Here is a 17,489-nt window from a genome sequence, read left to right as displayed (position 1 = left end):
AAGCCGGTTCCGCGGTGTTCGCGAAGGAACACTGATTTACGCAGCGCGATGGACAACTGAAACGGAAACCCAATGAGCAAACAATTCGACGTCGTCGTCATCGGCGGTGGCCCCGGCGGCTACATCGCGGCCATTCGCGCCGCGCAACTCGGTTTCAACGTCGCTTGCATCGACGAGTGGAAGAACGGCAAGGGCGGCCCCGCACCGGGCGGCACCTGCACCAACGTGGGCTGCATTCCCTCGAAGGCGCTGCTGCAATCGTCGGAGCACTTCGAGCAGGCCGGCCACCACTTCGCCGACCACGGCATCAAGGTCGAAGGCCTGGGCCTGGACATCGACAAGATGCTGGCCCGCAAGGACCAGGTCGTGAAGCAGAACAACGACGGCATCCTGTACCTGTTCAAGAAGAACAAGATCAGCTTCTTCCATGGCCGCGGCTCGTTCGTGAAGGCCGACGAGGCCGGCTACGAGATCAAGGTGACGGGCGCCGCCGAAGAGTCGATCGTCGGCAAGCACATCATCGTGGCCACGGGCTCCAACGCCCGCGCGCTGCCGGGCACGCCGTTCGACGAGGAAAACATCCTCTCGAACGACGGCGCGTTGCGCATCGGCGCGGTGCCGAAGAAGCTGGGCCTGATCGGCTCGGGCGTCATCGGCCTCGAAATGGGCTCGGTGTGGCGTCGCCTCGGCGCGGAAGTCACGGTGCTCGAAGCACTGCCGACCTTCCTTGGCGCGGTGGACGAGCAGATCGCCAAGGAAGCCAAGAAGGCCTTCGACAAGCAGAAGCTCAAGATCGAACTCGGCGTGAAGGTCGGCGAGATCAAGTCGTCGAAGAAGGGCGTGAGCGTTGCCTGGACCAATGCCAAGGGCGAAGCCCAGACGCTGGAAGTCGACAAGCTGATCGTGTCGATCGGCCGCGTGCCCAACACCATCGGCCTGAACGCCGAAGCCGTGGGCCTGAAGCTCGACGAGCGCGGCGCCATTGCCGTGGACGACGAGTGCAAGACCAGCCTGCCCAACGTCTGGGCCATCGGCGACGTGGTGCGCGGCCCGATGCTGGCGCACAAGGCCGAGGAAGAGGGTGTTGCCGTGGCCGAGCGCATTGCCGGCCAGCACGGTCACGTCAACTTCAACACGATTCCGTGGGTGATCTACACCAGCCCCGAGATCGCGTGGGTCGGCCAGACCGAGCAGCAGCTCAAGGCCTCGGGCCGCGCCTACAAGGCCGGCACCTTCCCGTTCCTCGCGAACGGCCGCGCACGCGCGCTGGGCGACACGACCGGCATGGTCAAGTTCCTGGCCGACGCCGCGACCGACGAGATCCTTGGCGTGCACATCGTGGGCCCGCAGGCCAGCGAGCTGATCTCCGAAGCCGTGGTGGCGATGGAGTTCAAGGCCAGCGCGGAAGACATCGCGCGGATCTGCCACGCGCACCCGTCGCTGTCGGAAGCCACGAAGGAAGCTGCACTCGCCGTGGACAAGCGCACGCTGAACTTCTGATCCCGCCGATCTTTTGACCAGCGTCAAACAGGCCTATGAGGCGGAACTCGCTGCGCGCGGGTTCAGGAGCGATCCCGCGCAGCTGCGCGCCGTGGAGGCGCTGGATCGCTGCGCCAACGAATGGGCCGCCTACAAGGCCCAGCGCTCGAATGCGCTGAAGAAGTTCATCAACCGGCCGGAGCTTCCGCGCGGCGTCTACATGTACGGTGGCGTCGGGCGGGGCAAGAGCTTCCTGATGGACCTGTTCTTCAACGCCGTGCCGCTGCGGCGCAAGACGCGCCTGCACTTTCACGAGTTCATGCGCGAAGTGCACCGCGAGCTGCGCGAGCTGCAGGGCACGGTCAACCCGCTCGACGAATTGGGGCTGCGCATCTCGAAGCGCTACAAGCTGATCTGCTTCGACGAGTTCCACGTGGCGGACATCACCGACGCGATGATTCTTCATCGGCTGCTGGTGTCGCTGTTCGACAACGGCGTGGGGTTCGTGACCACCTCGAACTTCAAGCCTGACGATCTGTATCCGGGCGGCCTGCACCGCGACCGCATCCTGCCCGCCATCGAGCTGTTGAACGAGAAGCTGGAAGTGCTGAGCGTGGACAACGGCACCGACTACCGGCGCCGCACGCTGGAGCAGCTGCGCATGTACCTCACGCCCAACGATGCGGCGGCCGAGAAGGAAATGCGCAAGGCCTTCGACAAGCTGGCCGAGACGGCCGACGAAAACCCGGTCCTGCACATCGAGCAGCGCGAGATCCGCGCGCTGCGCAAGGCCGGCGGCGTGGTCTGGTTCGACTTCAAGACGCTGTGCGGCGGCCCGCGCTCGCAGAACGACTACCTCGAGATCGCGAGCCAGTTCCACACCGTGCTGCTGTCCGACGTGCCGCACATGCCGGTGCGCATGGCTTCCGAAGCACGCCGTTTCACATGGCTGGTCGACGTCTTGTACGACCGGCGATGCAAGCTCATCATGTCGGCTGAGGTTCCGCCCGAGGCGTTGTACACCGAGGGTCCGCTGTCGCACGAATTTCCGCGCACGGTCTCCCGGCTCACCGAAATGCAATCGAGCGAGTTCCTTGCCCTGGAACGCCGCATCGTCGATACCCGACTTACATGAAAAAAATAGCTCTTGCCCTGCTCATGGCGCTGGCTAGCCTGCCGCTTTGGGCGCAGTCCAACGCCGCGGCGGGCAATGCCGACCTCGACGCCGAGAAGCGCCGCCTGTCGGCCGAGCGCGAGGTCATCGAGAAACGCTTCGTCGAGGAGCGGGCAGCCTGCTACAAGAAGTTCGCGGTGGAAGACTGCCTGCAGGAAAGCCGCAGCCGGCGCCGCAAGGAAACCGACAACATCAAGCGGCAGGAAACCGCCATCAACGACATCCAGCGCCAGCGCAGCGGCGCGGCCGAGCTGAAGAAGCTCGACGAAAAGGCGGGCACGCAGCGCTCGGCGGACACGCCCGAGAAGCAGCAGCAATCCATCCAGAACCAGAAGGACCGCGAACAGCGCGCCGCCGACCACGCGGCCAGCCGTGCCTCCACGGCGGCCGAGGCTGCGGAGCGCGAGCGCCAGTTCCAGTCCAAGCAGCAGGCGCACGCCGACGAACAGGCCAAGGCCGCCCAGCGTCGCGCCGAGGCGCCCGAAGCCGTCAGGCGTTTCGAGGAGAAGCAGCGCCGCGCGGCCGAGCACAAGGCCGATCGCGAGCGGCGCAATGCCCAGCGCGACAAGCCGCGTGGGGCGCCACTGCCCCCGCCGCCTGCCGAGCCGGCCAAGCCCTGAACAAGATAGGAAAGGGCGCTCGCCTTGCCGCCTGTGCTCAGGCGGCGGCAGCCGGCAGCGGGTCGAGCTTCAGAACGGCGATCGATATGTTGTCGCCCGTACCCCTGGCCCGGCGGCGCGCTTCACCCACCAGGATTTCCACCGCGTCGCGCGGCGGCTGCGCATAGAGCACGCTCGCCAGCTCCTCGGGACTGAAGTAGTGCCAGAGCCCGTCGCTGCAGGCCATCAGCAGGTCGCCCGGCGCCATTTTCGGGATGTAGTAGGGGTCGATGGGCGGCGGCGTGGTCGTCATGCCCAGGCAGCCCAGCAGGATGTTGCCCTGCGGATGGATGTTGGCCTCGGCCTCGGTGATCTGGCCGCGATCGATCAGCACCTGCACGTACGAGTGGTCGCGCGTGCGCTTGAGCAACTCGCCGTCGTGGAAGTGATAGATGCGCGAGTCGCCGGCATGGATCCAGGCGCAGTCGCCCTTCGGGTTCATGAGGAAAGCCGCGATCGTGCTGTGCGGCTCCTGTTCGGCGGAAGCGGCGGTGAGCTTGATGACCGTGTGCGAGTCTTCGAGGATCTGCTTGAGCAGGGCTTCGGGGTCTTCCTTGCCGGGCTGGTAGCGCGTGAAGAGCTGGCGCGCCGTCATGAGCACCTGGTCGGAAGCCTTGCGCCCGCCGCTGCGTCCGCCCATGCCGTCCGCCACCACGCCCAGCACGCAGCCGAGCACGCGCGGATGGCTCATCAGCAGCACCTGGTCCTGCTGGTACGGACGGTCTCCCTTGTGGAGTCCGGTGGCCGCTGCGAGTCGAAAGCCTTGGGTCATGAAGCAATAGGCGCCTGAAGCGCGAGTTCCTGTCTTCTCGGAGATTCGTGTCAGGACGTATTATCGAATGAACATGCGACACGAAAACCAGGCGTGCGCTCCCCACCGTTGGACTCCAATCTTCACTCCCTTTCCCGCCAGCTGATCGAACTGCGCATCGAGCACGCAGACCTCGACGCCACCATCGACCGTCTGGCCGAAGGCTCGCCGCAGGACGAGCTGCTGCTGCGGCGCCTGAAGAAGCGCCGCCTCGCGCTGCGCGACCAGATCGCGCGCCTGGAAAACATCCTCGATCCGAAAGAACCGGCGTGACGGGTTCGCTCGAAGACAAGGTGCGCGACGCCTTCGCGCAGGACGGAGGGCTGTCGCGCGCGGCGGAACAGTTCCGCGAACGCTCGGGCCAGACCGAGATGGCGATGGCCGTCGCCCGCACCATCGACAAGGGCGGCGTGCTGGTGGTCGAGGCTGGCACCGGCGTGGGCAAGACCTTTTCATACCTCGTGCCGGCGCTCCTGAGCGGCGAGCGCGTGCTGCTGTCCACCGCTACCAAGACGCTGCAAGACCAGCTCTTCGGCCGCGACCTGCCGCGCCTCGTCGAAGCCTTCGGCCTGCCGGTACGCACGGCGCTGCTCAAGGGGCGCGCCAGCTACCTGTGCCTGCACCGGCTGGACATGGCGCGCCACGATGCCTCCCTGCCGGAGCGCGGCAGCCTGCGCACGCTCGCCAAGATCGAGCAATGGTCGAAGGCGACGCGCACCGGCGACCTGGCCGAGCTGCCGGGGCTCGACGAGCGTTCGCCGCTCATCCCGCTGATCACTTCCACGCGCGAGAACTGCCTGGGCGCGCAATGCCCGCAGTTCAAGCCCTGCCACGTCAACCTGGCGCGGCGCGAGGCGCTGGCGGCCGACATCGTGGTCATCAACCACCATCTTTTCTTTGCCGACCTCGCGGTGCGCGAGACCGGCATGGCGGAGCTGCTGCCGACGGTGAGCGTGGTGGTGTTCGACGAGGCCCATCAGCTCAACGAGACCGGCGTGCAGTTCCTGGGCGCGCAGCTCGGAACCGGACAGGCGCTCGACTTCGCGCACGACATGCTGGCCGCAGGCCTGCAGCATGCGCGTGGCCTGGTCGACTGGCAGCAATTGGTGTCCGCGACCGAGCGCGCCGCGCGCGAGTTGCGGCTGGTGGTCGGCAAGCAATGGCCGGGCGCCAAGCTGCGCTGGCTGGGCGCGTCGCCCGAGGGCATCGACCCTGCCGCGTGGCAGGGCGCGCTCGACGAGTTGCTGGATGCATTCCGGGCGGCTGCGGACGGGTTGGACACGGTCAGCGAAATCTCCCCCGACTTCGTGCGGCTGCACGAGCGGGCCCGTCAGCTTGCGAAACGCACCGCGCGCTTCGCCCTGCCGTGCGAGCTCGATTCCGTGCGCTGGGTGGATGTGGGAACGCAGCTGCGGCTCATCGAATCGCCGCTGGATATCGCGGATGCGATGCGCAAGCGGGTGCTCAAGATCGCCGACGAGGCTGATGAGGCCGATGTCGATGGGGACGACGAAGAGGATGGCCTCGATGCCTACGGCGAGCAGCCAGGGCGTTCGGGCGCGGCGCAGGAAGAGGGCCGCCGCGCCTGGGTCTTCACCTCGGCCACGCTGGGCGACGAGCCCACGCTGCGCTGGTTCACGGAGCCCTGCGGCCTGCAGGACGCCGAAGTGCTGCGCGTGCAGAGCCCCTTCGACTACGCCTCGCAGGCCGCGATCTACGTACCGCGCGCCTTTCCCAAGCCCAACGATCCGTCGCACAGCCAGCGCGTCGCGCAACTGGCGGCGCGCGGGGCGGCGGAGCTCGGCGGCCGCACGCTGGTGCTGACGACCACGCTGCGCGCGCTGCGTACCATCGGCGACGAGATGAGGCAGCGATTCGAGCTGCTCGACGGGCAACTGCGCCCCGAAGTGCTCGTGCAGGGCGAACTGCCCAAGCGGGTGCTGATGGACCGCTTCCGCGAAGGCTCGAGCGCCGGGCGAGCAGGCTGCGTGCTGGTGGCGTCGGCCTCGTTCTGGGAGGGTTTCGATGCGCCGGGAGACGTGCTGCAGCTGGTGGTGATCGACAAGCTGCCGTTTCCGCCGCCCAACGATCCGCTGGTCGAGGCGCGCTCGCAGCGTCTGGAGTCGCAGGGGCGGAGCTCGTTCGCCGACTATTCGCTGCCCGAGGCGGCGGTGGCGCTCAAGCAGGGGGCGGGGCGTCTGATCCGGCGGGAAACCGACAGCGGCGTGCTGGCGATCTGCGATACGCGGCTGGTGGCGATGGGCTATGGCCGCAGGCTGCTGGCGGCCTTGCCTCCGATGCGACGGCTCGAAAGCGAAGCCGATTTCGATGCCGCGCTGGAGGCGCTCAGGAACTGACCGGGAGGCTCCGGTAGAGCGCTTGCGGCTCTACCGGTCTGGTGGTGCTGCGGTTGTCTGGCTTACCAGACCTTCCACCAGGGATCTTCCTTGCTCTTGAAGCCGTTCGCGAGATAGGTGCTCTGCGGATAGTTGGTGGTCAGCACGCGCTGGGCATCGTCGCGCAGGTCCTTCATGCCGAGGGCGTCGTACGACTTGACCATGATGTACAGGGCTTCTTCGAGCGCCGGCACTTCGCGGTAGTCGGCGAGCGCAACCTGGGCGCGGTTGATGGCCGCCAGGTAGGCGCCGCGCGAGTAGTAGTAGCGCGCCACGTGAACTTCATACTGCGCGAGCGAGTTCACGATGTAGTTCATGCGCTGGCGCGCGTCGGGTGCATAGCGCGAGTCGGGGAAGCGGGTGGCCAGGTCCTTGAACGCCTCGAACGACTCCTTGGCGGCCTTCTGGTCGCGCTCCGACAAGTCCTGGCGCGTCAGGAACGCGAACATGCCGAGGTCGTCGTTGAAGTTGATCACGCCCTTGAGGTAGAGCGCATAGTCCATGGCCGGGCTCGCCGGGTGCAGCTTCATGAAGCGGTCGACGGTGGCGATGGCGGCTGCCTTTTCGCCGGACTTGTACTGGGCGTAGGCCTTTTCCAGCTGTGCCTGCTGCGCCAGCGGAGTGCCGGCCGCGCGGCCTTCGAGCTTCTCGTAGAGCGGAATGGCCTTGTCGTAGGCGCCCGATCCGGCCTCGTCCTTGGCTTCCGAGTAGATGCGGTTGGGGCTCCAGGTGGCGGTCTTGTCGGCGGAGGGGGTCGACGAGCAGCCTGCTGCCAGCAGAGCCGCCGCGCTGAGCGCGATCCAGGCGGGGACCGATAATTTGGCGCGAATCATCACATACGGCTTTCGTGAAACAGTTGCCTTCAATTATATCGACCGACCCTCTGGGCAATATCCCCGACAGCCCGGAGGTGGCCGAGCACGAAGAGGGCGCGGACCCGGTCGAGGCCAGCGAGCAGCGGCCCTTCGTCATCGACCCGGCCCAGCACGGCCAGCGGCTTGATCGGGCGCTGGCGGCGCTGGTGCCCGAGTTTTCCCGGAGCTATCTGCAGCAGCTGATCGAAGCCGGCGTCGTCGAGCTGCAGGGCCGCACTATCACCAAGGCCTCGGCCCCCGTCAAGGCGGGGCAGGCCGGCCGCATCGAGCTGCGCCCCACGCCCCAGAGCCAGGCCTTCCGGCCCGAGGCGATGGATATCGTCACCGTGTACGAGGACGAGCACCTGCGCATCGTCGACAAGCCCGCCGGCCTCGTGGTGCACCCTGCACCGGGCCATTGGAGCGGCACGCTGCTGAACGGCCTGCTGGCGCTCGACCCCAAGGCCATGCTGCTGCCGCGCGCCGGCATCGTGCACCGGCTCGACCGCGACACCAGCGGCCTGATGGTTGTGGCGCGCACCCGTGCCGCCATGGACGCGATGGTGGTGTTGATCGCCTCGCGGGACGTCAAGCGGCAGTACCTGGCCATCGGCCACAGGCAGTGGGAGGGCGCGTCGGCGCGCCATGTCGACGCCCCCATCGGCCGGGACCCGCGCAACCGGCTGCGCATGGCGGTGGTCGATCTCGAGCGCCATGCGGGCAAGACCGCCCGCACGCTGATCGAGCGGCTCGACAGCACCGCCGAAGGCTGCGCCGTGCGCTGCACGCTCGAGACCGGGCGCACCCACCAGATCCGTGTGCACATGGCGTCCATCGGCCATCCGCTGGTGGGCGACGCCCTCTACGGCGGCGCGCCGGCCGCGGGGCTGTCGCGCCAGGCGCTGCATGCATTCAGGCTGGCCTTCGTGCATCCCGTCACGCAGGCGCCACTGGAGTTCCACTCGCCGTTGCCGGCAGACCTCGTCCAGGCTTCGCAGGCCTGGGGGCTGGATTACAATCGCGCCTGACGGCCCGAGGGCCGCGCCGGTCGCCCGAGACCGGCCTTGCGTTGCATTTGCCGCGTGCCTGCAACGCCTACTCCTTCCATCCATCTGAACAAGCGCCCCCAGGCGCCTTTTCCCGGATAACGCGAACCATGAATACGGCGGATGCCAAGCGCATTCTCGAAACCGCCTTGATCTGTTCGAGCCAGCCGTTGCCGGTGCGCGATATGCGCGTGCTGTTCGACGACGAGCTGGGTGCGGACACCATCAAGGCGCTGCTGCTCGAACTGCAGGAAGACTGGGCGCAGCGTGGCCTGGAACTGGTGAGCGTCGGCAGCGGCTGGCGCTTCCAGAGCCGGCCGGAAATGCGCGACCACCTCGATCGCCTGCACCCCGAGAAGCCCCCGCGCTACACCCGCGCCGCGCTCGAGACGCTGGCCATCATTGCCTACCGCCAGCCTGCCACGCGCGGCGACATGGAAGACATCCGCGGCGTAACGATCAACTCGCTGATCCTCAAGCAGCTGGAGGATCGCGGCTGGGTCGAGGTCATCGGCCACCGCGAAACGGTCGGCCGCCCGGCGCTCTACGCGACCACGCGCCAGTTCCTCGACGACCTGGGCCTGGCCTCGCTCGACCAGCTGCCGCTGATCGAGACGCCGGCGCAGCAGGCGGCCCTGGTCGATGCGCTCGAGCAGGCCTCCGGCGAGCAGCAAGGGCTGCCCATCGACGCGGCTCCAGAGACCGAAGCGCTCGTCGAGGGCGATGCCGACGCGTCCGGAATGGCGGAGCTGGAGTTCTCCGCAGCCGACACATCGGGGCCCGATGCCGAGATTGCTGCTTCGCAGCAAGGCGAAGCGGCTGAGGCAGAGCCGGCTGAAGAGCCGCAAGCGCAGGCACAGGAACCCGCCGTCGCCGACATCGAGCCCGAAGTCGCCGAGCCCGCTGAAGCGGCCGAAGCGATCGAAGCCGCCCAGGCGCAGTTCGCCGAGAACGAAGCGGGCGCCGAATCCGCTCCCGCCGAACCAGAACAAGAACCCGCGTCGAAATCCGATGCCCCGTCCGAGGACGAGGCCGATCCTCACGCTCCCTCTCCCGGAAAAACCTCATGAGCACAACCGACACCGAAGACGCAGCGATGCTGCCGGTCGAGCCCGAAGTCAAGAAAAAGAAAAGGGCGACCACGGCCAAGAAGGCTGCGGTTGATGCTATTGAAACAGTAGCGCCGCCGGAGCCCGAGGCGCCGAAGAAGCCGCGCGCACCCCGCAAGAAGAAGGTGGTCGAGCAGGCCGTTGCGGAAGGCGAGGCGGTGGCCGCACCCGTTGTGGTGGCGCCCCAGGAAGTAATCGAGCCGCAAGCTGTTGCTGCCGCCGTCGAAGAGGTCCCTGCTGCGGTCGCCGAGGCGGCCAGTGATCCTGCGCCCGTCGAGGCACTCCAGCCCGGACAGGCCGAGCGCTTCGAAGACCGCGACGACGAAGATCAGGATGAAGACGAGGAAGACGAAGAGCCCGACGAGGAAGAAGACGACCTCGATCGCGCCCGCCGCGCCGCCGAGCGCGAACAGCGCAATGCGCCGCCGCCCGAGCCGATCCGCTTCGCGGACGTCATCTCCGGCCAGTTCGACGCCGACGAGGAAAGCCCCGAAGTCCCGCCGCTCAAGCGCGTGCTGCTGCCGGAGGCCGATTCGCCCAAGCTGCACAAGGTGCTGGCGCAGGCCGGTCTCGGCTCGCGGCTCGAGATGGAGCAGCTGATTCTCCAGGGCCGCATTTCCGTCAACAACGAGCCGGCTCATATCGGCCAGCGCATCCAGTACGGCGACCAGGTCAAGATCAACGGCAAGCCGATCCGTTACCGGATCGCGCCTCCGCCGCCGCGCGTGATCGCGTACCACAAGCCCGTGGGCGAGGTGGTCACGCACGACGATCCGCAGAACCGTCCGACCGTGTTCCGCAAGCTGCCGCGCCTGCAGCAGGGCAAGTGGCAGTCGGTGGGGCGCCTCGACCTGAACACCGAAGGGCTGCTGCTGTTCAGCAGCTCCGGTGATCTGGCCAACCAACTCATGCACCCGCGTTTCGGCCTGGAGCGCGAGTACGCGGTGCGCGTGCTGGGCGCGCTCACCGGCGAAGAGAAGCAGAAGCTGCTCGACGGCGTGCGCCTCGACGACGGCATGGCGCAGTTCGGTGCCATCGAAGACGGTGGCGGCGAAGGCTCCAACTGCTGGTATCGCGTGACCATTTCCGAAGGCCGCAACCGCGAGGTGCGCCGGCTGTTCGAGTCGGTGGGCCATGCGGTCAGCCGGCTGATCCGTATCCGCTACGGCGCCATGGTGTTGCCGCGCGGCCTGAAGCGCGGCGCCTGGATGGAGCTCGACGAGCGCGACATCCGCGCCCTGTTCCAGGCTTCGGGTGGCGTGGCTGCCCGTCCGGGCCAGCAGCAGCGCGGCCCGGGGCAGGAGGGGGGCGGTGGCAATGGCCGCGGCGGCCGCAACAAGAAGCGCCGGGGCAACCGCAATGGCGGCGGTGGCGGCCAGCAGCAGCCGCGCGAGATGCGCGATGCACGCGACGACGGCGGGCGCGAAGCGCCGATCCCGAATCCGCTGGGCGACGGCCGTCCGCCGCGCGGCGATCGGGGAGGGCGTTCCAACCGTGGTGGCGGCGGCAATGGTGGCGGCCAGCCCCAGGGCCAGGGACGTCGCGGCAACGGCAATGGCAATGGCAACCGCCAGGGCGGCGATCGCCAGCAGCAGGGCGGCGGCAATCAGCCCGATCCGATGAAGACCTCGCTGGGCTACATCGGTGCCGACAGCTTCTCGCGCCAGCGCAAGGAGCAGCGCGGAGGCCAACGCCGTGGTGGTGGCGGAGGCGGTGGTGGCGGCTTCGGCGGCCAGGGCGGCGGACGCCGCCGCGGGCGCTGAAAGTCTGCCGTCGCAGCGCGGCCTTTCGCGGGGTTTTCACCAATCCGCAAGTCCGCGCCGGTTAAAATCAGAGGCTTTGTCGACATGTGACGCAATAAACTCGTTGCAGTTGTGACAAAACACTTCAAAATCAAAGCTCCAGGAAGCATTTCAATGGCTATCGAACGTACCCTCTCCATCATCAAGCCCGACGCAGTTGCCAAGAACGTCATCGGCAAGATCGTTTCCCGCTTCGAGGCCGCCGGCCTGAAGATCGTCGCCGCCAAGCTGGTGCACCTGTCGCGCAACGAAGCCGAGCAGTTCTACGCCGTGCACAAGGAGCGTCCCTTCTTCAAGGACCTCGTCGAGTTCATGATCTCGGGCCCCGTGTTCGTGCAAGTGCTCGAAGGCGAGAACGCCATCGCCAAGAACCGTGACCTGATGGGCGCCACGGACCCCAAGAAGGCAGCCGCAGGCACCATCCGCGCCGACTTCGCCGACAGCATCGACGCCAACGCCGTTCACGGTTCGGACGCTCCCGAAACCGCCGCGAACGAAGTCGCCTTCTTCTTCGCCGGCCTCAACGTCTACGCACGCTGAAACCGGATCTCGCCCCGATTCCATGACCACGGCCAACCTGCTCGATTTCGATCTCGAGGGGTTGGCTGCGTTCTGCGAAAAACTCGGCGAGAAGAAATTCCGCGCCACGCAGCTGTTCCGCTGGATCCACCAGCGTGGCGCCAGCGACTTCACCCAGATGACCGATCTGGCGAAGTCGCTGCGCGAGAAGCTCGCGACCACCGCTCGCGTGGAGGCCCTGCCGGTCATCACGCAGCACGAATCCAGGGACGGCACGATCAAGTGGCTGTTCGATGTCGGTGACGGCAATGCCGTCGAAGCCGTATTCATTCCCGAGGACGACCGCGGCACTCTTTGCGTGTCGTCCCAGGCCGGCTGTGCGGTCGGTTGCCGCTTCTGCTCGACGGGGCATCAGGGCTTCAGCCGCAACCTGAGCACGGGCGAAATCGTCGCCCAGCTCTGGTTTGCCGAACACTTCCTTCGCAAGCACCTCAAGCGCGACGAGCGCGTCATCTCCAACGTGGTGATGATGGGCATGGGCGAGCCCTTGCAGAACTACTCGGCGCTGGTGCCCGCGCTGCGCACCATGCTCGACGACAACGCCTACGGGCTGTCGCGCCGCCGCGTGACGGTGTCGACCTCCGGCGTGGTGCCGATGATCGACCGCCTGGGCGCCGATTGCGCCGTGGCCCTCGCAGTTTCGCTGCATGCGCCCAACGATCCGCTGCGCGACGACCTCGTGCCGCTCAATCGCAAGTACCCGATCGACGAACTCATCGAGGCCTGCAAGCGCTACCTGGCCCATGCGCCGCGCGACTTCATCACCTTCGAGTACTGCATGCTCGACGGCGTGAACGACCAGCCCGAGCATGCGCGGCAGCTCGTCGAGCTGGTTCGCAAGCACGGCATCTCGTGCAAGTTCAACCTGATCCCGTTCAACCCGTTTCCGGCCTCGGGCCTGCTGCGCTCGCCGCAGCCGCGCGTGCTGGCGTTCGCCAGGACGCTGAGCGAAGCCGGCCTCGTGACCACCGTGCGCAAGACGCGCGGCGACGACATCGATGCCGCCTGCGGCCAACTCGCCGGCGACGTCAAAGACCGCACCCGCGCGGCCGAGCGCATGGCACAGCGCCGCGCGGCGGAGCAGCGCCCCGTCGTTTTGCATCCGGTCCGCAAGACCAAGACCGTCTCCCAGGAGCACTGAACCGATGAGCATGGCCATTTCGATGACGACCGCGAACGTGCAGCGGATGCTGACTGCGGGTTTCGCGGGCGTCGCCGTGTCGCTGCTGCTCGGGGGCTGCGTGAACACGCGCACCACCACCACCAGCCTGGCCGACAGCAGCAACTCGTCCAAGGGCACCGAGATCGTCACCGAGTCCGACGAGTCCAGCCGCCAGCGCCGCGCGCGCCTTCGCATGGAACTGGCCGCCGGCTATTTCGAGCACGGCCAGACCACCGTTGCGCTCGACGAAATCAAGCAGGCGCTGGCCGCCGACCCCAACAACGCCGACGCCTACAACCTGCGCGGCCTGGTCTACATGCGGCTCGACGATGCCGGCCTGGCCGAAGACAGCTTCCGCCGCGCCATCGCGATCAATCCGCGCGACCCGAACACGCGCCACAACTACGGCTGGCTGCTGTGCCAGCAGAGCCGCTATGGCGACGCGGCCGCGCAGTTCGGCGAGGCCCTGGCCGTGCCGACCTACACCGACCGCGCCAAGACGCTCATGACGCAGGGCGTGTGCGAGCTCAAGGCCGGTCAGCGCGAAAAGGCAGAGCGCACCCTCATGCAGGCCTACGAGATCGACGCCAGCAACCCCGTGGTCGCCTTCAACCTGGCTTCCGTGCTGGCGCAGCGCGAGGAATGGTCGCGCGCGCAGTTCTACATCCGCCGCGTCAACAACAGCGCCGCGGCCAGCGCCGAAACGCTCTGGCTCGGCATCAAGATCGAACGTAAGCTGAACAACCGCGAGGCAGTCGCGCAGTTGGGAGGCCAACTGCAACGACGCTTCCCCCAGTCGCGGGAGGCAACAGCGTACGAGCGCGGGAATTTCAATGACTGATCGGGTTTCGGAGTTCGGCACTTCCGCAGCATTGCCACTGGAATCTGGCGATATTGCGAACAAGACGGCCGGTGATCTGCTGCGCGAGGCGCGCGAGGCCCATGGCCTGCACATCGAGATGGTGGCCGCCGCGCTGAAGGTGCCGCCGCAGAAGCTCATGGCGCTCGAAGCGGACGACATCGCCTCGCTGCCCGACCCGGTCTTCGCCCGCGCGCTGGCCAGCAGCGTCTGCCGCGCCCTGCGCATCGATCCGGCTCCCGTGCTCGCGAAGCTGCCCAGCACCCAGAAGGTGTCGCTGGCCGAAACCGACCGCACCCTTCGCTCCAACATCAGCTCGGGCACGCCGCGCTGGAACGGCAATGGCCGCTCCGGCGGGCTGCCCTCGAGGCCGCTCCTGATCGTCGTGCTGCTGCTTCTGATCGGCGCCGGTGCGCTGTTCTGGCTGCCGCAGTCGGTGTTCGATCAGTTGAGCGCTTCCGTTTCGCGTCTGACGGCGCGTGGCGACACCAGTGCGGAATCGGCGTCCGCCAGCGGCCCGGCCTCGGCCGGTGGTTCCGTGGCCGAGACCGTGCCCACGCAGGCCGTGGCGCCGAGCGGTCCGGTGGCTGGAGAGACTCCTGCGGCAGCGCCTGCTCCCAGTGCGCCTGCCGCTACCGCGCCGGTAACCGCCGCAGCGCCCGCTGCCACGCCCGTGGCGGCCGCATCCAGCAGCCAGCAGCTCGTCTTCGTGGCTCGCGAGGAATGCTGGATCACCGTCACCGAAGCCGGTGGCAAGCAGCTGCTGCGCCGCAGCCTGCAGGCCGGCGAAACGGTGGGCCTGTCCGGCACGCTGCCGCTGTCGGTCGTGGTCGGCCGCGCTTCGAGCGTCGACGTGCAGGTCCGCGGCCAGCCCTTTGACCTGAAGCCCTTCACCAAGGGTGGTGGAGTGGCGCGTTTCGAGGTGAAGTCGTGACCTCCACTGGCAATTGCCTTCCCGTTCCGATCGAGGCCGCGGCTCCCAAGGCCCGCCGTTCGCGTCAGGCCAGCGTGGTCTGGGGGCCTCGTGTGGTCACCGTGGGCGGCGATGCCCCGGTGCGCGTGCAGTCCATGACCAACACCGACACCGTCGATGCCATCGGCACGGCGATCCAGGTTAAGGAGCTGGCCCAGGCCGGCTCCGAGATGGTCCGCATCACGGTCAACACGCCCGAGGCCGCTGCGCAGGTGCCCTACATCCGCGAGCAGCTCGACCGCATGGGCATCGACGTGCCGCTGGTGGGCGACTTTCATTACAACGGCCACCGCCTGCTGACCGAATATCCGGCCTGCGCCGAGGCGCTGAGCAAGTACCGCATCAACCCCGGCAACGTGGGCAAGGGCGACAAGAAGGACAAGCAGTTCGGCCAGATGATCGATGCCGCCATGCGCTGGAACAAGCCCGTGCGCATCGGCGTCAACTGGGGCAGCCTCGACCAGGAACTGCTCGCCAGCCTGATGGACGTCAACAGCCAGCGCGCCGAGCCCTGGGATGCCAAGCAGGTGATGTACGAGGCGCTCATCACCTCGGCCATCGAGTCCGCGAAGCTGGCCGAGTCGATGGGCATGGCCGGCAACCAGATCATCCTGTCGTGCAAGGTGAGCGGCGTGCAGGACCTGATCTCGGTCTACCGCGAGTTGGCCCGCCGCTGCGACTATCCGCTGCACCTGGGCCTCACCGAGGCCGGCATGGGCACCAAGGGCACCGTGGCGTCGGCCGCGGCGCTGTCGATCCTGCTGCAAGAGGGCATCGGCGACACGATTCGCGTGTCGCTCACGCCGCAGCCGGGCGAGTCGCGCACGCAGGAGGTGGTGATCGCCTCTGAGATCCTGCAGGCGCTGGGTCTGCGCGTGTTCGTGCCGAGCGTCACGGCATGCCCGGGCTGCGGCCGCACCACCAGCACCACCTTCCAGGAACTGGCCAAGCAGATCGACGACTACCTGCGCATGCAGATGCCGGTCTGGCGCAAGAAATATCCGGGTGTGGAGACGCTGAAGGTGGCCGTCATGGGCTGCATCGTCAACGGCCCCGGCGAGAGCAAGCATGCCGACATCGGCATCAGCCTGCCCGGCACCGGCGAGGCGCCCGCGGCGCCCGTCTTCATCGATGGCGAAAAGGCCCTCACGCTGCGCGGCGACAATATCGCCCACGAGTTCCATCAACTCGTCGAAAACTACATTGAAAAGCGCTTCGGCCAGCCCCAGGCTGCCGACGTCGCCTGACCGCTTTCTCCTATGGCTGAAAAGATCAATGCCGTCAAAGGCATGAACGACATATTGCCGGCGAGCGTGCCGCGCACCGACCGCCTGCCCGATTCGGCGCTGTGGTCGTGGTTCGAGCAGAAGGTGCGGCAGCTGCTGGCCCGCTACGGCTATCACTACATCGTGACGCCCGTGGTCGAACCGACGGCGCTGTTCGTGCGCGGCCTTGGCGAGGTCACGGACATCGTCGAGAAGGAGATGTACTCCTTCACCGACTCGATGAACGGCGACAGGCTCACGCTGCGTCCCGAGGCCACTGCCGGCATCGTGCGCGCGATGGTCGAGCACAACGCGCTCTACAACGGCCCGCTGCGCCTGTGGACCATGGGCGCGATGTTCCGCCACGAGAAGCCGCAGAAGGGACGCTATCGCCAGTTCCACCAGCTCGACGTGGAGGCGCTCGGCTTCCCGGGCCCGGACGTGGACGCGGAACTGATCCTCATGGTGCGCGCGCTCTGGCGCGAGCTCGGCCTCGTCGAGGGCGAGCATGTGCGCCTCGAGATCAACAGCCTCGGGCAGCCGGCGGAGCGCCAGGCGCACCGCGACGCGCTGATCCGCCATTTCGAGGCGCATGCCGACGCGCTCGATGCCGACGCGAAGCGGCGCCTGCACAGCAACCCGCTGCGCATCCTCGACACGAAGAACCCCGCGATGCAGGCCGTCGTTGAAGCCGCGCCCCAGCTGATGGACTTTCTCGGCGAGGAATCGCGCGCGCACTTCGACGCCGTTCGCGCCGTGCTCGACGCCGCGGGCCTGGCCTATCGCGTGAATCCGCGCCTGGTGCGCGGCATGGACTACTACAACCTCACCGTTTTCGAGTGGGTCACGGACCAGCTCGGCTCGCAAGGCACCGTCTGCGGAGGCGGGCGCTACGACGGACTCATCGGGCAGATGGGCGGCAAGCCGGCGCCGGCCGTGGGCTTCGGCCTCGGCATCGAGCGGCTGCTGCTGCTGATCCAGGAACTGGGCCTGCCAGCGCCGTCCGCGGCGCCCGCGGCCTATGCCATCGTGCCCTCGGCCGCGGTGCTGCCGCAGGTCATGGTGGCGCTCGAGCAATTGCGTGCCGCGGGCGTCAGCGTGCTTCAGCACGCAGGCGGCGGCAACATGAAGGCGCAGTTCAGGAAGGCCGACGCGAGCGGTGCGCGCTACGCGCTGATCTTCGGCGAAGACGAGCTGTCGCGCGGCGAGGTCACCATCAAACCGCTGCGTGACGCAGGCGGCGCCCAGATCGCCCGGTCTCTTTCCGAAGTGGCCGCCTGGGCCGCCACCCTACAATCGCCGGCTCCCAATACCTGACACG

At 67.5% G+C, this 17,489-nt stretch carries 16 protein-coding genes; 14 read left to right on the top strand and 2 right to left on the bottom strand.

Going from position 1 to position 17,489, the window contains the following annotated elements:
* Window positions 1-72: 72 nt before the first annotated feature.
* From lpdA to AC1VNX_RS20145, 3 genes are read left to right on the top strand one after another with little or no spacing between them, the layout of a single operon-like run.
* The gene (gene lpdA / locus AC1VNX_RS20155) at window positions 73-1,500 is read left to right on the top strand and encodes a dihydrolipoyl dehydrogenase (RefSeq protein WP_483158754.1); all 1,428 of its coding nucleotides are present in this window, start codon (window positions 73-75) and stop codon (window positions 1,498-1,500) included.
* A gap of 13 nt (window positions 1,501-1,513) precedes the next feature.
* The gene (zapE, locus tag AC1VNX_RS20150; protein WP_483158752.1) at window positions 1,514-2,614 is read left to right on the top strand and encodes a cell division protein ZapE; all 1,101 of its coding nucleotides are present in this window, start codon (window positions 1,514-1,516) and stop codon (window positions 2,612-2,614) included.
* Window positions 2,611-3,273 (top strand): hypothetical protein, encoded by a 663-nt coding sequence (locus AC1VNX_RS20145; protein WP_483158750.1) that lies wholly within the window; start codon window positions 2,611-2,613, stop codon window positions 3,271-3,273. The genes zapE and AC1VNX_RS20145 overlap by 4 nt, the downstream gene beginning before the upstream one ends.
* A gap of 37 nt (window positions 3,274-3,310) precedes the next feature.
* On the opposite strand, the gene AC1VNX_RS20140 is transcribed toward AC1VNX_RS20145, so the two are convergent.
* Window positions 3,311-4,084 (bottom strand): PP2C family protein-serine/threonine phosphatase, encoded by a 774-nt coding sequence (locus tag AC1VNX_RS20140; protein ID WP_483158749.1) that lies wholly within the window; start codon window positions 4,082-4,084, stop codon window positions 3,311-3,313.
* A gap of 108 nt (window positions 4,085-4,192) precedes the next feature.
* Between AC1VNX_RS20140 and AC1VNX_RS20135 the strand changes: the two genes are divergently transcribed.
* Complete coding sequence (locus tag AC1VNX_RS20135; RefSeq protein WP_093201587.1) at window positions 4,193-4,396, top strand: YdcH family protein; 204 nt, start codon at window positions 4,193-4,195, stop codon at window positions 4,394-4,396.
* Window positions 4,393-6,480: a DNA repair helicase YoaA gene (gene yoaA, locus AC1VNX_RS20130; protein WP_483158746.1), complete on the top strand. Its 2,088-nt coding sequence runs from the start codon at window positions 4,393-4,395 to the stop codon at window positions 6,478-6,480. Before AC1VNX_RS20135 ends, yoaA begins: the two co-directional genes overlap by 4 nt.
* Before the next feature lie 62 nt (window positions 6,481-6,542).
* Here the strand turns inward: yoaA and AC1VNX_RS20125 are convergent, their stop codons facing one another.
* A complete protein-coding gene (locus AC1VNX_RS20125; RefSeq protein ID WP_483158744.1) occupies window positions 6,543-7,352 on the bottom strand; it encodes an outer membrane protein assembly factor BamD in 810 nt (269 codons plus the stop codon).
* A gap of 23 nt (window positions 7,353-7,375) precedes the next feature.
* Here AC1VNX_RS20125 and AC1VNX_RS20120 point away from each other — a divergent pair, with 23 nt between their 5' ends.
* From AC1VNX_RS20120 to hisS, 9 genes are all read left to right on the top strand, one after another.
* Window positions 7,376-8,401: an RluA family pseudouridine synthase gene (locus tag AC1VNX_RS20120; RefSeq protein ID WP_483161991.1), complete on the top strand. Its 1,026-nt coding sequence runs from the start codon at window positions 7,376-7,378 to the stop codon at window positions 8,399-8,401.
* A gap of 128 nt (window positions 8,402-8,529) precedes the next feature.
* Window positions 8,530-9,489, top strand: coding sequence for an SMC-Scp complex subunit ScpB (gene scpB / locus AC1VNX_RS20115; protein ID WP_483161990.1), 960 nt, complete (start codon window positions 8,530-8,532; stop codon window positions 9,487-9,489).
* On the top strand, window positions 9,486-11,291 hold the full coding sequence (locus tag AC1VNX_RS20110) for a pseudouridine synthase (protein ID WP_483158742.1): 1,806 nt from the start codon (window positions 9,486-9,488) through the stop codon (window positions 11,289-11,291). Before scpB ends, AC1VNX_RS20110 begins: the two co-directional genes overlap by 4 nt.
* Window positions 11,292-11,444: 153 nt before the next feature.
* Complete coding sequence (gene ndk / locus AC1VNX_RS20105) at window positions 11,445-11,870, top strand: nucleoside-diphosphate kinase (protein ID WP_019653122.1); 426 nt, start codon at window positions 11,445-11,447, stop codon at window positions 11,868-11,870.
* Between the two features lie 22 nt (window positions 11,871-11,892).
* Window positions 11,893-13,050, top strand: coding sequence for a dual-specificity RNA methyltransferase RlmN (rlmN, locus tag AC1VNX_RS20100; RefSeq protein WP_483158740.1), 1,158 nt, complete (start codon window positions 11,893-11,895; stop codon window positions 13,048-13,050).
* 4 nt (window positions 13,051-13,054) lie between these two features.
* Complete coding sequence (gene pilW / locus AC1VNX_RS20095; protein WP_483158738.1) at window positions 13,055-13,912, top strand: type IV pilus biogenesis/stability protein PilW; 858 nt, start codon at window positions 13,055-13,057, stop codon at window positions 13,910-13,912.
* Complete coding sequence (locus AC1VNX_RS20090; RefSeq protein ID WP_483158736.1) at window positions 13,905-14,864, top strand: RodZ domain-containing protein; 960 nt, start codon at window positions 13,905-13,907, stop codon at window positions 14,862-14,864. The genes pilW and AC1VNX_RS20090 overlap by 8 nt, the downstream gene beginning before the upstream one ends.
* Complete coding sequence (ispG, locus tag AC1VNX_RS20085) at window positions 14,861-16,150, top strand: flavodoxin-dependent (E)-4-hydroxy-3-methylbut-2-enyl-diphosphate synthase (RefSeq protein ID WP_483158734.1); 1,290 nt, start codon at window positions 14,861-14,863, stop codon at window positions 16,148-16,150. The genes AC1VNX_RS20090 and ispG overlap by 4 nt, the downstream gene beginning before the upstream one ends.
* A gap of 12 nt (window positions 16,151-16,162) precedes the next feature.
* Window positions 16,163-17,485, top strand: coding sequence for a histidine--tRNA ligase (hisS, locus tag AC1VNX_RS20080; protein ID WP_483158732.1), 1,323 nt, complete (start codon window positions 16,163-16,165; stop codon window positions 17,483-17,485).
* Window positions 17,486-17,489 lie beyond the last annotated feature (4 nt).

This window comes from Variovorax sp. TLI9-5A (assembly GCF_056867935.1).
Note: the sequence above shows the minus strand (reverse complement) of the source record. Positions and strands in the feature narration are given on the sequence as shown.